The following is a 14217-nucleotide window of genomic DNA, read 5'->3' as shown; positions in this document are numbered from 1 at the left end:
GAGCCACCCTCCTCCGCCGCCCGATTCCACGGTGACGATGATGCCCGAGATGCCCGCCGATCGACCACGCGTCGTGCTTGCCGACGACCACCGCCTGGTGGCCGAAGGCCTGCAACGCCTGCTGGAGGACGAATGCGAGCTGGTGGCCTGCGTCTCCAGCGGCACCGCGCTGCTCGAGGCCGTGCACCAGTACGCGCCCGACCTCGTCGTCACCGACCTGAGCATGCCCGACCGCAACGGCCTGAGCGTCATGCGCGAACTGCGCGCGGCCGGTGTGCAGGTGCCGTTCGTCTTCCTGACGATGCATGCCGAGCCCACGCTCGCCGAGCAGGCGCTGCGCGCCGGCGCGTCGGCCTACGTGCTCAAGAGCTCCGCCGGCGAGGAACTGCTGCGCGCGATCCACGTGGTGCGCAGCGGCCGCACCTACATCACGCCGACGTTGGGCGCGCGCGTGATCGCGGCGCCAGGACGCGGCCAGAAGCAGGAACTCACCGACAAGCAGATGCAGGTGCTGCAACTGGTGTCGGCGGGCCTGCGCTCCAAGCAGATCGCCGCCGAACTCGGCGTCTCGGTGCGCACCGTGGAGTCGCACAAGTACGCGATCATGCAGGCGCTCGACGTGCACAGCACGCTGGAGCTGGTGCGCAAGGCCGACGAATACGGCCTCACGCCCGGGCTCCACGCGAGCCGCCCCATCCCCTAGAAATCCCACCGCAGTGCCAGCGTCACCGGGACCGAGATCCGCCGCCCCGTGTCGTTGATGCGCGACAGCCCCAGCGGCCCGATCGCGCTGTCGTCGCCCTCCAGGTCGTCGACGTAGCGCACGCCGGTTTCGGCGATGAAACTCGCGCGTTCCGACAACGGGATGTTCACGCCGACGTCGAGGCCCGCGCTGAGCGCCCACTTCTTCTCGTAGAACGGCGCGTCGGGGATGAGGATGTTCGCGGCGGGGATCTCGAACGTCGCGTCGATGTCGTTCGTCTCCGTCCCGCCCAGACGCGCGGCCACGTACGGACGGGCGAAGCCGGGGTCCATGAAGAACCAGCGCACGCCCACTTCCGCGCTCCACGCCTGGTAGCTCGAGAACCGCCCATACACCGGCAGCGCGACGTCCAGCGCGGGCACGTAGGCCTCGCCGACCTGCACGCTTCCGGCCGACGCGTGCATCTCACGCAACTCGCCGAAGACTTCCATCCGCTCGCTCAGGCCCCACGCCATGCCGACCCCGTACGTGCTGGCCATGTCGTAGACGCGATCGTGCGCGCGTGAGCCGATGCGCAGCTGCGCGCCCACGCCGGACAGCGCGGGGTTCAGCGGGCCGAGGTCGGGGACGTCGACGGTCGCGCCGTCGTGCACGTCGCCGCTGACGGGGAAATCGCCGCCGCCGAGCAGGGTCAGCGAGAACCGTCCCGGCTCGGGGCCGGCGGCATGCGCCGACGTGCAGGCCAGCAGCGCGATCGCCGCGATCGTCATCGCTTTCATGGGGCACCTCCTTGGTGTGGGAAGGAAACGTCGTGGTGTCGCATGCGGCCGCGAATGCGTGCGGCGGCGCATCGAGGCGACGTTAGCGCCGGCAAACCGGCGTGCCTTCGGTACAACTACGCACCCGCACGCGGGGTGCGCCGGTAGTTCCCGCAAGGCCCCGCGTCCTACGCAAATCTACCGATGTGCCCGCTGCGCCCTGCGTGCCATAAAGCGTCCCGGATCCTTCGTGCCGAGCCGATGCCCACACCCCTTCCCCTGCCCTCGCGTCCCGACGCGCTCGCCTCGCTTCGCCGCTGGTTCGACGCCGGCGCGACGACGGCATCCGGTGACGCGCACGACGGCGATCGCCTCGACCTGCTGCGCGTCGTGCCCTTCGTCGCGATGCACCTGGCGTGCCTCGGCGTGTGGTGGGTGGGCGTTTCGACCACGGCCATCGTCGCGGCGATCGCGCTGTATGCAGTGCGCATGTTCGCGATCACCGGGTTCTACCACCGCTATTTCTCGCATCGCACGTTCCGTGCGTCGCGCGCCGTGCAGTTCGCCTTCGCGCTGATCGGCGCCTCCGGCGTGCAGCGCGGGCCGCTGTGGTGGGCGGCGCACCATCGGCATCACCATGCACACGCCGACTCCGCGCTCGATCTGCATTCGCCCGGCGTGCACGGCTTCTGGCGCAGCCATGTCGGCTGGTTCCTCACGCGGCGCGCGTTCGCCACCGATCTCTCGCGCGTGCCGGACCTGGCGCGCTATCCGGAACTGCGCTGGCTCGACCGCTACGACATCGCCGTGCCGTTCGCGCTGGCGCTGGCGCTGTACGGCCTCGGCACGTTCCTGCAATGGGCCACGCCGTCGCTGGGGACGAGCGGCATGCAGCTGGTGGTCTGGGGCTTCTTCATCTCGACCGTGGTGCTGTTCCACGTGACGGTGACGATCAACTCGCTCGCGCACCGTTTCGGCAGCCGCCGCTTCGACACACGCGACGACAGCCGCAACAACGCGCTGCTCGCACTGCTCACCTTCGGCGAAGGCTGGCACAACAACCACCACTTCTTTCCCGGCACGGCGCGGCAGGGCTTCCGCTGGTGGGAAATCGACCTGACCTGGTACGGGCTGAAGCTGATGTCCCACCTTGGCCTGGTGCGCGACCTCAAGCCCGTGCCCGAGTGGGTCTGGGCGCGGGCGAGGCACTGACATGCGCATCGCGATCATCGGCTCGGGCATTTCGGGACTCGGCGCGGCGTGGCTGCTCTCGCGCACGCACGAGGTGGTGCTGTTCGAAGCGAACGACACCCTCGGCGGCCACACCCACACGCATGAAGTGGACGTGGACGGCCGCACGCTCGCGGTCGACACCGGCTTCATCGTGCACAACCCGGCGCACTATCCGCTGCTCACGCGCCTGTTCGGCGAACTGGACGTGGCGACGCAGCCGACCACGATGAGCTTCTCGGTGCACAACGAACGCACCGGACTGGAATACAACGCCACCACGCTCGACGCGTTGTTCTGCCAGCGGCGCAATCTGTTCTCGCCGCGTTTCCTGCGCATGCTCGCCGACCTCACGCGTTTCTACCGCATCGCGCCGAGGCTGCTGGCCGAGTCCGGCCCCGGCCCGACACTGGGCGATTACCTGCACGCGAACCGCTTCGGCGATGCGTTCCGCGACGATCACCTGGTTCCCATGGCCTCCGCGCTGTGGTCCGCGCCGGCGGGGCAGATCCTGCAGTTCCCGGCGCGCCATCTGGTGCAGTTCATGGCGAACCACCAGATGCTGCAGGTCGCCGGGCGTTCGCAGTGGAAGGTCGTGCGCGGCGGCTCGTGGCGCTACGTGCAGGCGCTGCGCGAGCGGTGGTCGGCGACGGTGCGCCTGGCCACGCCGGTGCATGCCGTTCGACGACTCGAAAACGGCGTCGCGCTTTCGACCGCGCAGGGCGAAGAGGCGTTCGATCACGTCGTGCTGGCCTGCCACAGCGACCAGGCGCTGGCGCTTCTGACCGATGCCGACGAACGCGAACGCGAGGTGCTCGGCGCAATCGCGTACCAGCCCAACGAGGTCGTGCTCCATACCGACGAGCGCCTGCTGCCGCGCAACCGCAAGGCGTGGGCCGCGTGGAACGCGCACGTCGGCGCCGATCCGCAAAGCGCCTGCACGGTCAGCTACTGCATGAACCTGCTGCAGGGGTTGCCGGTGCGAACGCCGGTGATCGTCACCCTCAACCGCAGCGAGGCGATCGATCCCGCCCGCGTCCTCAAGCGCGTGCGGTACCAGCATCCGGTCTTCACGGCCGAAGCGGTCGCGGCCCAGGCGCGTCGGCACGAGATCCAGGGTCGTCGCGGCACGTGGTTCGCCGGCGCGTACTGGGGCTGGGGCTTCCACGAAGATGGCCTGCGCAGCGCGGTCGATGTCGCGCGCGGGCTCGGCGTCGAATGGCCGGACGCGGCTGCCGCGCCGCGCGCGACGGACGTTGTATTGCCCGGCCAACCCGCATGGGGGGCGGCATGAGCGACGGCGGCGACCGCATGCGTCCACGCAGCAGCGCACTGTACGAAGGCACGGTGCGCCATCGACGCCATGCGCCGCGGCGACATGCCTTCGATTACCGCATCGCGCAGTTGTTCCTCGACCTGGACGAGGTGGACACCGTGCTGGACGCACATCCGTTCTGGTCCACGCGCGGCCGCAATCTCGGCGAGTTCCGCCGCAGCGATTACCTCGGCCCGCCCGATCGTCCGCTCGCGCAGGCCGTGCGCGAACGCGTGGCGGCGGCCACCGGCGTCACGCCGATCGGCCCGATCCGCCTGCTCACGCACGCGCGCTACTTCGGCTATGCGTTCAACCCGGTGAGCTTCTACTACTGCTACGGCTCCGACCACCGCACACTGGAGCACGTGGTGGCCGAGATCACCAACACCCCCTGGGGCGAACGCCACGCCTACGTGCTGCCGGTCGCGCACGCGCAGCAGCGCGGACGTGCGCTCCACTGGCAGTTCGACAAGGTTTTCCATGTGTCGCCCTTCATGGCCATGCAGCGCCGCTACGCATGGACCTTCACGCCGCCCGGCGAGAGCCTGCGCGTGCACATGAACGTGCTCGATGGCGCGCATCGCGAGTTCGACGCCACGCTGGCGCTCGCGCGTCGACCGCTCGATGCCGCGGCGTTGTCGCGCGTGCTGTGGCGATATCCCGCCATGACGCTTCAGGTCATCGGCGCCATCCACTGGCAGGCGCTGAAGCTGTGGCTCAAGCGCACGCCCATGCACGACCACCCCGATCCCGACCATCCCGCAAAGGGCTCCGCCCCATGAGCGACACCGCGCAGCAGGTCCTTCCCCTTCCCGCCGCCGGCGCCTTCGACCGGCTCCTGCGCGATCGCGTGGTGTCGCAACTGGCGAGGCTGCGCACCGGCGCCCTCGCGCTGCAGGACCCGTGGGACTCGCTCACGCTCGGCGAGGACACCGGTCGGAGCCCGCCACCACGGCTGCGCGTCAACGATGCGCGCTTCTATCGGGCGGTCGCGCTCGGCGGCAGCGTCGGCGCGGCCGAGGCGTACATGGACGGTGCATGGCAGTGCGACGACCTCGTCGGCCTGGTGCGTCTGCTCGTCCGCAATCGCGACCTGCTGGACGATGTCGAGCGCGGTCCGGCGCGGATCGCCGGCGGGGTGCTGCGAGCGGCGCACGCGCTGCGGCGGAACACCGCGTCGGGCGCGCGTCGCAACATCGCCGCGCATTACGACCTGGGCAACACGTTCTTCCGCCTGTTCCTGTCGGAGGACCTGATGTACTCCTCCGCGCTGTTCGAACGCGACGACGACACGCTCGAAACCGCTTCCACGCGCAAGCTCGAGGCGATCTGCCGCAAGCTCCAGCTGCGCGAAGGCGATCGCGTGCTGGAGATCGGCACCGGCTGGGGCGGCTTCGCGCTGCACGCCGCGCGCGAACACGGTTGCCACGTCACCACCACCACGCTTTCGCGCGAGCAGTACGAACTGGCGCGCCAACGCGTCGCCGAGGCCGGCCTGCAGGAGCGCGTGACCGTCCTGCAGCGCGACTTCCGCGAGCTGGACGGCACCTACGACAAGCTGGTCTCGATCGAGATGGTCGAAGCGATCGGGCCGGAGAACCTGCGCCGCTATTTCGAATGCATCGGCGAACGGTTGTCGGCGAACGGGCTCGCGCTGATCCAGGCGATCACCATCGAGGACCACCGCTACGAACAGGCCGTGCGCTCGGTGGACTTCATCAAGCGGCACGTGTTCCCGGGCTCGTTCATTCCGTCGATCGCCGCCATGCTGTCGGCGAAGACCGCCGCCAGCGATCTCGCGTTGTTGCATCTGGAAGACATGGGGCTGTCGTATGCGCGCACGCTGCAGGCGTGGCGCGAACGCTTCCTGGACCGCCTGCCGCAGGTGCGTGCACTTGGCTTCGACGAACGCTTCATCCGCATGTGGGAGTTCTACCTCGCCTATTGCGAAGGCGGTTTCCGCGAGCGTTCGATCGGCGTCGCGCAGATGCTGTTCGCGCGCCCCGGCTACCGCCCGGACGCGGAGCGCGCGGGCACGCCGGAGGCCTGATGCGATCGTTCGCCAACTTCGCCGGATTCCAGCTTGCGTGGTGGGCCTCGGTGCTCGGCGCTGCGCGCGGTGCCGCGTGGATCGGCGTGCTGGCGTGCAGCGCATTCGTCGCACTGCAGTGGATCGGTTCGTCGCAACGCCGGCTGGATGCACGGCTCGTCGCGTGCGCGCTGCTGCTCGGCATCGTGCTCGATGGCGCGCTCGGGCAACTGGGCTGGATCGTGTACCGCGGCGGCGAAGGCGCGCCCGTGCCGGCGTGGATCGTCGCCCTGTGGGGCGCGTTCGCGATGACGCTGACGCATTCGCTCGGGTGGCTGCGTCCGGGCGCGGCGTTCCTTCTCGGCGCAATCGGGGGACCGCTGGCGTACCTCGGCGCCGCACGTTTGGGCGCGGTGGAGCTGGTTGATTCGACGCAGGCGACGATCGCGCTCGCGATCGGATGGGCCGTCGCGACCTGCGTGTTGACGCTCGTCGCGCGTCACGCGCGCGGGACGGCCCCGGTGCCGCCGCTGGCGATGGGCGGCTCCCGATGAACACCGGCGCGTCCCTGCTGCTCGTGTGGGTGCTCGCGGCGATCGCGCAGACGCTCGCGTGGCGATGGCAGCAACGCCGCCGCAATGCCGGGCTGGTCGACGTCGTCTGGGCCTGCGGTGTCGCCGGCGCGGCCGTGCTGCTGGCCGCGCTCGGCGACGGCGCGGCGATCCCGCGCGTGCTGCTCGCGATCCTTGGCGGGCTCTGGGGCCTGCGGCTGGCCTGGCATCTGTGGCGTCGCGTGCGCGGCGAACACGAGGACGGCCGCTACGCCGCGTTGCGCGAACGCTGGGGCGACGATCCGCTCCGATGGTTCGCGCTGTTCCAGGCGCAGGCGTTGCTGGTGGTGCTGTTCGCGTTGCCGTTCGCCGCGGTGGCGCGCAACCCGGTCGCGGGGCCGAACGGATTCTTCTTCGCCGCCGTGCTGATGTGGGCGATCTCCGTCGCGGGCGAAACGCTGGCCGACGCGCAGCTCGCGCGCTTCCGGTCGCGCCCGGAAAACCGCGGGCACACGATGCGCAGCGGCCTGTGGCGCTACAGCCGACACCCGAACTACTTCTTCGAGTGGCTGCACTGGTTCGCCTATGTCCTGCTGGCGGTGGGATCGCCCATCGCGTGGCTCGCCTGGGCCGGACCGCTGACGATGTACGTCTTCCTGCGCTGGCTCAGCGGCATTCCGCATACCGAACGCCAGGCCCTGCGCACGCGCGGCGACGACTACCGTCGTTACCAGCGCTCCACCTCCATGCTGTTTCCCTGGTTTCCGAAGGAGCCTCGATGAGCACCGTGATGCACGCCGTCCCCGACCTGCCCGCGCCCGGCCTGCTGGGCATGGCCGAGCGCGGTCTACTGCCCGACGCCGCGATCCGCTTCGGAATCCGCCGCCTGTGCGACCAACGCCTGCGCGACGAGCGCGACGGCGGCATCGAGGCGCAATCGCGGCGGATGACGCAGCGCCTGTCGATGCTGCGCCACAGCCCGGTCGCCGTTCACGCCGACGCGGCCAACCGCCAGCATTACGAACTGCCGCCCGCGTTCTTCCAGGCGTGCCTCGGCGCGCGCCTCAAGTATTCGTGCTGCTACTACCCCACGGGCCGCGAGACGCTCGACGAAGCCGAGGAGGCGATGCTCGAGCTTTACGCCGAACGTGCGCGCCTGGCCGACGGGCTCGACATCCTCGAACTGGGCTGCGGCTGGGGTTCGCTCACGCTGTGGATGGCGCAGCGCTACCGGCGCTCGCGCATCACCGCGGTGTCGAACTCGCACGGGCAGCGCGAGTACCTCCTCGCGCGGTGCCGCGAACTGGGCCTGACCAACGTCCGCGTGGTCACCTGCGATGCGAACCGGCTCGAACTGGATGGCGCGTCGTTCGATCGCTGCCTGTCGATCGAAATGTTCGAGCACATGCGCAACTACGACGTGCTGATGCGGCGCATCGCGCGATGGCTGCGCGCCGGCGGCAGCCTCTTCGTGCACATCTTCTGCCACCGCACCCTGCTCTACCCGTTCGAGGTCGACGGCAAGGACGACTGGATGGGCCGGCACTTCTTCACCGGCGGCCTGATGCCGGCGGCCGATACGCTGCTGCATTTCCAGCAGGCGTTGCGACTGGACGAACGCTGGATCCTCGGCGGCGAGCATTACGCGCGCACCGCGAACCACTGGCTTGCGAACCACGATGCGCGAGGCGATGCCGTCATGGCCCCGCTGCGCGACGCATACGGCGAGGCGGCGACGCTGTGGAACCAGCGCTGGCGCATGTTCTGGATGGCGTGCGCGGAGCTGTTCGGGTATCGCGGCGGCGAGGAATGGCAGGTCGCCCACTACCGGTTCGCGCGGGAGGACTGAGATGAAACGCATGACCGCTCTCGCCGCCGGGCTGCTCGCCCTGTGCGGTTGCGCGCACACCGCGCCGACGGTGCCGAAGGTGGCCAACGTGGACCTTCCGCGCTTCATGGGCGACTGGTACGTGATCGCGCACATCCCCTCGTTCCCCGAGCGCGACGCGTACAACGCCATCGAGTCCTACTCGCTGCGCGAAGACGGCCGCATCCAGACGCACTTCCGCTACCGGCGCGGCGGTTTCGATGCGCCGGTACGCACGATGCATCCCGTCGGCACGGTCCGCGTCGGCACGGGCAACGCCGTGTGGGGCATGCAGTTCGTCTGGCCGATCCAGGCCGAGTACGTCATCTCGTACCTCGATCCGGATTACACGCTGACGATCGTCGCGCGCAGCAAACGGGACTACGCCTGGATCATGGCGCGCACGCCCGTCATCCCGGAGGCCGCCTATGCCGACGCCGTGCAGCGCCTGCGCGACATGGGGTATCGCACGGACGAACTGCGCAAGGTGCCGCAGCGCTGGCCGGAAACCGCGAGCGATGCCAAGGCGACACCCTGATACGTACAACCGGCGGGCGAGCATCCATGAGCCCTACCCGTAACACGGTGCGCGGTCGCCTCCGTGTCACCGCGCGATCGGCCCGCACGCGCCTCGCCTGCGTGGTCGCCATGTCGGGCTGTTTCATTTGCGGTGCCGATGCGTCCAGCCTGGAACGCACGACCGGGCGTGCGACCGACCTTCGCACCGGCCGCCTGGTGTACGAGGAGCAGCACTGGATCCGCACCGCCGGAACCGAGCGCAGTCGCCTCGTCGTCTACCGTTGCCCGGACGGGCGCGCGTTCGCACGCAAGCGCATTATCGACACGGCGCTGCCGGGCGCACCCGCATTCGAGTTCGACGACGCGCGCGACGGTTACCGCGAAGGCGTGGAAGGCGCGTCGGGAACGCGTCGCGCGTACTGGCGCGCCTCGACCGCCGCACCCTTGCGCCAGCGCACGGTGGACGTCGATGCGGACACGGTGATCGACGCCGGCTTCGACGCCTGGGTACGCGAACGCTGGACCGTGCTGGCGAGCGGCACCGTCGCCCACGCGAAGTTCCTCATGCCCAGTCGCGGCTCGCCGCTGCCGATTCGCGTGCAGCGCGTGGACGCCTCGGAGGGCGACCTCGTGCGCTTACGGCTCAGCCTCGACCACTGGCTCGGCTTCGTCGCGCCGAACATGCAGGTCACCTACGACGCCACCACGAAGCGCCTTCGCACCTTCGAAGGACCCGGCACGATCCGGGGAGAGGACGGCTCGCCGATGCGGGTGCGCATCGAGTTCCCGCCCTCACCGCAACGCGCCGAAGCCGCGACGCTCGCCTACGAGCAGGCGCTGAAGGCGCCACTGGCCACGCGCTGCCAGTGAGCGTGCGTCGGGGCATCACACCTGCCCTGCGACACGATGACCGCCTCGCCCTCCATTCGACGTTCGAATCACGGGCGCATCGCCTGCCCGCATCGGGACGACTGTTCGTGTCATCTGAAACTGTTCGCGCGCCGTGCGCGCCGAATGCAGCCCGCGCCGCGCGACATGCACGCCATGACGGATGTCATACGTCGAAAGAATGAGTCGCTCCGCATGCCGAACAGGTAGCATTGCGATCCTGCGCGAGGGGGTTATCCGCGCACGCGATCAACCCACCAGATCGAACAGCCTACGGGGGCTGCTGTGGTGCGCCATCTTCTTGCAGTGCTTTCAGGTCTTGCGATCCTGCTCGGCCCGGCGCCATCGCGTGCGCTGGATCCGGCCGTGAGGCTGGATGAATTCAAACACAGCCGCTGGACCGCGGAAGACGGCGTGCCGCTGGGCATCTACGCCCTCGCCCAGACGCCGGACGGCTTCCTGTGGACCGGTAGCGACAGCGGCCTGCACCGCTTTGACGGCGTGCGTTTCGAGATGGTTCCGGCGCCCGCCAACGGCGCGCGCGTGGGCGATCCCGTCTCCGCCCTGATGGCCGCGCGCAACGGCGAGCTGTGGATCGGTTACCAGTCCGGCCGCATCGCCGTGCTGCGCGACGGCAAACTGATCGACCGCTCGACGCCCGCCAGCGACCGGTGGGTCCACTACTTCATGGAGGACCAGCGCGGCGCGGTGTGGACGGTGATCGGCAACACGAACCATCCGCTGATGCGCTACAGCGCGGGTCGCTGGGAAACCATCGGCGAGTCGTGGGGCCTGGAGCGTCCGTTCGCGTGGGGAATCGCCGAGAGCCGGGACGGACGCATCTGGGTTTCCGATCGGGCCAGGATGCTCGTGCTCGAGCCGGGCGAGCGCCGCTTCCGCGATTCGGGGATCGCGCGCGCGAAGGACGAGGACGAGGTGCTCGCGACCGACCGCTCCGGTCAGGTGTGGGAGTCCGGTCCCTTCGGCACGCGGCGCCTTCCGGCGTTGCCGCTCGCCGTCCGCGATACCGCGCCCTACCCCGCCATCGCGCCTCCGCCGGACGACTCGCTTCGCTACTACCTGTTCGATCGCCACGATGCGATCTGGGCCGTCACGTGGTCCGCCGGCCTGATGCGGATCGCCAGGCCCCACGACCTGTACCGCGGCAAGCAACCCGTGCACGAGTTCTTCAGCGCGAAGGACGGTCTTACCTCCGACCGCGCCCTGTCGGTGCTCGAAGACCGCGAAGGCAACATCTGGGTCGGAACCAGCGCCGGACTGGACCGCTTCACGCCGGCCAACATCCGCTCCACGGCGGGTGTCGCGCCCTACTCGTCGTACGGGTACATCCTGATGGCCGCGCGCGATGGCACCGTCTACGCGGCCGACTCGGACTCGCTGTATTCGATCTCCCCCCAGGGCACGACGACCCGTTTGCTGACGGACCTGAGGAATCCACAGGCCATCTGCGAGGACGCGACGGGAACCATCTGGTTCGCCACGAGCGATGCCTTCTATCGCGGCACGGGTGGCCGATTCGACGGGATACCCGTCGACAAGCGGCGCAATTTCCTCGACTGCGCGGCCACGCCCGACGGACGACTCTGGTTCAACCGCGCGCGCGGCGGCCTCACGCGTTACGAGAACGGCGAGTGGATCGAAAGCCTTCCCGACGGGCCGGACGGACCGCTCAAGGTCACCACGCTGATCTCCCACGGCGATGGCCTGCTCGCGCACGTACGTTCGCAGGGCCTGGTCTACATGGACCTTCCCGACACCAAGGTGCTGTGGAAGAAGGACGACATCCCCGGAAAGGAGATCACCCTGCTGCGGCCGGTCGGCGACGACGTGCTGGTGGGCACGACGGGCGGCATGGCCCGGCTGCGCAACGGCGCGATCACGCTGCTCCAGCGCAACGACCCGTGGCTGCAGGGCGTGGTCGGCATGGCCGACGACCGCCAGGGCCATACGTGGCTGCTGTCGCGTGCGGGCATCGCGCGCGTGTCGCGGGACGCGCTCCTGCGCAGCTTCGACGAGCCGGGCACGGCGCTGCCTGCGCAGCGCTTCGATTTCGACGACGGGCTGCGGGCGCCCGCGGTGACGGCGTATTCGAAGAACAGTGCGGCCGAAGGCGGCGACGGCGTGCTGCGCTTCCTCACCACCGATGCCATCGTGCAGGTGCAGCCCGATCGCCTCGTGCGCAACGGGTTGCCGCCGCCGGTGCGGATCACCGGCCTGGCGTTCGGTTCGCAGCGACTCCCCGATCCCGTGTCCGCGACGTTGCCGGCGGGCGCGTCGCGGATCGAGATCGACTACACCGCGTTGAGCCTGACGATCCCCAGCCGCGTCAGGTTCCGCTACCAGCTGGCCGGCGTGGACGAGGACTGGATCGACGCCGGAAACCGCCGCCAGGCGTTCTATACCAACCTCGCGCCGGGCGATTACACGTTCCGTGTCGTCGCGGCGAACAACGACGGCGTGTGGAACCCGCAGGGCGCGTCGGTGGATTTCACGGTGCCGCCGACCTTCCTCCAGTCGATGTGGTTCAAGGCGCTGGTCATCGCGGCGTTCGCGCTCGCGCTGTGGCTGCTCTACGTCCTGCGGCTGCGCTACGAAACCACGCGCCTGCGCGATCGCTTCGAGGCGCAGATCGCCGAACGCAACCGCATCGCGCGCGATCTGCACGACACCCTGCTGCAGGGCATGCAGGGCATGCTGCTGAGCTTCCAGGCGCTGGCGTCACGGCTGCCGCCCGATGCGCCGCTGCGCCAGCAGATGGAACGCGTGCTCGATCGCACGCAGGACACGATCCGCGAAGGGCGCGACCGCATCCACCTGCTGCGCGATCCGGAAGCGAGCACGATGGACCTGGCCGAATCCCTGGGCCGGCATGCGCAGGAACTCGCGGCTGAGCACCAGCTCCTGTGCGACATCACGGTGCCGCTGCCGCCGCGGCCGCTGCAGTCCATCGTCTACGAGGAACTCCGCCAGATCGGCCGTGAGGCGATCACCAACGCCTGCCTGCACTCGCGTGGCACGCGCGTGGACATCCACCTGGCCTACCGCGATACCGGCGTCGTCCTGACCGTCCGCGACGACGGTGTCGGCATTCCGGAAGAAAGGATGGGCGTGGAACGCCACTGGGGCCTGACCGGCATGCGCGAGCGCGCATCGCTGATCGGCGCCACGTTCACCATCAGCGGCCTTCCCGGCGGCGGCACCGAGGTGAAAGTCGGCATCGGCGCCAACGAGGCGTACCGCAAACGCTGAGAGGCCGCCACGCACGTTGGCGGCCTCCATCGGCGGGATCGCTCAGCGCCTGCCGTCCACGCTCAGGCTGCCCGGGCCGAACGCGGCCACCTGCAACAATCCGCCGGCGATGGCGAGGTTCTTCAGGAAGTGGATGAACTGGTTCTGGTCGTCGATCTGGTAATGGAAGGCCAGCGCCGTCACCAGCGAAAAGATGGCGAGCAGGATTGCGACGAGCCGGGTCTGGTAACCAACGATCAGCAGGATCGCGCCCAGGATCTCGACCAGCACCGCCACGCCGAACGAGAACTCCGGGAACGGCAAGCCGGCCGAGGCGATGTACCCCAGCGTGCCTTCGGCGTTGGAGAACTTGGAGATCCCGGAAATCAGGAACACCGCGCTGAGCAGCAGGCGGGCGCAGAGCGCGGCGGCTGCGGCCGAGGCGCCCTGCGTTGCCGTGCGGCGGTCGGATGCGAGGGTGTACGGAGTCGTCATGTCGAGTCCTCGATGGATAAGCGCCCCTACCAGCGGAGCATCGGAAGTGGATTGAGCGGATGGGTGAGCATCCGCTTGAGCGACAACTTCAACAGCAGGCGGTGGAAGCCCAGCGCCGGGAACATGTTCATGACGGACGAAACGACGCAGCGTTTCAGGCCGAACCGCACCCTGCCCTTCGACACGTCGATCCAGTCGGCGCGGCGGAACGTCTCCACGCTGGCGCGTTCGCGCCGATCGCATGGCGTCATCTTGTGGTGATGGTCGATCATCGCCGCGATCTCCTCCGACCACTCCATGCGCCCGATGTCGTGCAGGTGCGCGTTGGCCATCGCGATGGACGGTGCGAGGTAGTCGAACGTGCCCGCCGACCAGATGCCGAGGTCGTGGTAGGCCACGGCGATCGACAGCTTCTCCAGGTCGACGTCGCCGGTGCTCAGCAGGCAGTGGAAATTGAGCACCCGGTACGCATGGTTGCGGTACGCGTTGAACGCCGCGCCGAGCGGGTCGGCGTGGCGGTCGAGCAACGCGTCCAGGCTGGGAACATTGACGAGCATTGTTGCCACTCCCGGTCTGGCCGCGAGCGGAAAGGGTGAAGCCCGGACGCTGCGTG

14 protein-coding genes are annotated in these 14217 nt (G+C 69.2%); 11 read left to right on the top strand and 3 right to left on the bottom strand.

The window, feature by feature from the left end; all coding sequences use genetic code 11:
* Positions 1 to 37 precede the first annotated feature (37 nt).
* Positions 38 to 703, top strand: a complete 666-nt coding sequence (locus tag LA521A_RS09200; protein WP_281782065.1) for a response regulator — start codon at positions 38 to 40, stop codon at positions 701 to 703.
* Here the strand turns inward: LA521A_RS09200 and LA521A_RS09195 are convergent.
* Positions 700 to 1482: a hypothetical protein gene (locus LA521A_RS09195; protein WP_281781987.1), complete on the bottom strand. Its 783-nt coding sequence runs from the start codon at positions 1480 to 1482 to the stop codon at positions 700 to 702. The two genes, LA521A_RS09200 and LA521A_RS09195, sit on opposite strands and share 4 nt — an antisense overlap.
* 240 nt (positions 1483 to 1722) lie before the next feature.
* On the opposite strand from LA521A_RS09195, the gene LA521A_RS09190 reads away from it, so the two are divergent.
* From LA521A_RS09190 to LA521A_RS09145, 10 genes are all read left to right on the top strand, one after another.
* Entirely contained in the window at positions 1723 to 2673 is a 951-nt protein-coding gene (locus LA521A_RS09190) for an acyl-CoA desaturase (RefSeq protein WP_281781986.1), read from the top strand.
* 1 nt (position 2674) lies between these two features.
* A complete protein-coding gene (locus LA521A_RS09185; protein WP_281781985.1) occupies positions 2675 to 3985 on the top strand; it encodes an NAD(P)/FAD-dependent oxidoreductase in 1311 nt (436 codons plus the stop codon).
* Complete coding sequence (locus tag LA521A_RS09180) at positions 3982 to 4788, top strand: DUF1365 domain-containing protein (protein ID WP_281781984.1); 807 nt, start codon at positions 3982 to 3984, stop codon at positions 4786 to 4788. Before LA521A_RS09185 ends, LA521A_RS09180 begins: the two co-directional genes overlap by 4 nt.
* Positions 4785 to 6056, top strand: coding sequence for an SAM-dependent methyltransferase (locus LA521A_RS09175; RefSeq protein ID WP_281781983.1), 1272 nt, complete (start codon positions 4785 to 4787; stop codon positions 6054 to 6056). The genes LA521A_RS09180 and LA521A_RS09175 overlap by 4 nt, the downstream gene beginning before the upstream one ends.
* Positions 6056 to 6589: a DUF2878 domain-containing protein gene (locus tag LA521A_RS09170; protein WP_281781982.1), complete on the top strand. Its 534-nt coding sequence runs from the start codon at positions 6056 to 6058 to the stop codon at positions 6587 to 6589. Before LA521A_RS09175 ends, LA521A_RS09170 begins: the two co-directional genes overlap by 1 nt.
* Positions 6586 to 7368 carry a DUF1295 domain-containing protein gene (locus tag LA521A_RS09165; protein WP_281781981.1) on the top strand — a complete coding sequence of 261 codons (783 nt, stop codon included), beginning with the start codon at positions 6586 to 6588 and terminating at the stop codon, positions 7366 to 7368. Before LA521A_RS09170 ends, LA521A_RS09165 begins: the two co-directional genes overlap by 4 nt.
* 8 nt (positions 7369 to 7376) lie before the next feature.
* Complete coding sequence (locus LA521A_RS09160; protein WP_281782064.1) at positions 7377 to 8435, top strand: SAM-dependent methyltransferase; 1059 nt, start codon at positions 7377 to 7379, stop codon at positions 8433 to 8435.
* Between the two features lies 1 nt (position 8436).
* Positions 8437 to 8991 (top strand): lipocalin family protein, encoded by a 555-nt coding sequence (locus LA521A_RS09155; protein ID WP_425494581.1) that lies wholly within the window; start codon positions 8437 to 8439, stop codon positions 8989 to 8991.
* Between the two features lie 26 nt (positions 8992 to 9017).
* Positions 9018 to 9842 (top strand): hypothetical protein, encoded by an 825-nt coding sequence (locus LA521A_RS09150; protein WP_281781980.1) that lies wholly within the window; start codon positions 9018 to 9020, stop codon positions 9840 to 9842.
* A gap of 384 nt (positions 9843 to 10226) precedes the next feature.
* Complete coding sequence (locus LA521A_RS09145) at positions 10227 to 13130, top strand: sensor histidine kinase (protein WP_281781979.1); 2904 nt, start codon at positions 10227 to 10229, stop codon at positions 13128 to 13130.
* Positions 13131 to 13172: 42 nt separating this feature from the next.
* Here the strand turns inward: LA521A_RS09145 and LA521A_RS09140 are convergent, their stop codons facing one another.
* Positions 13173 to 13604 carry a DoxX family protein gene (locus LA521A_RS09140; RefSeq protein ID WP_281781978.1) on the bottom strand — a complete coding sequence of 144 codons (432 nt, stop codon included), beginning with the start codon at positions 13602 to 13604 and terminating at the stop codon, positions 13173 to 13175.
* Positions 13605 to 13630: 26 nt separating this feature from the next.
* Complete coding sequence (locus tag LA521A_RS09135) at positions 13631 to 14161, bottom strand: hypothetical protein (RefSeq protein WP_281781977.1); 531 nt, start codon at positions 14159 to 14161, stop codon at positions 13631 to 13633.
* Positions 14162 to 14217 lie beyond the last annotated feature (56 nt).

The sequence above is a fragment of the Lysobacter auxotrophicus genome, assembly GCF_027924565.1.
GTDB classification, from domain to species: domain Bacteria; phylum Pseudomonadota; class Gammaproteobacteria; order Xanthomonadales; family Xanthomonadaceae; genus Lysobacter_J; species Lysobacter_J auxotrophicus.
This window is presented reverse-complemented; position numbering and strand designations above follow the sequence as displayed.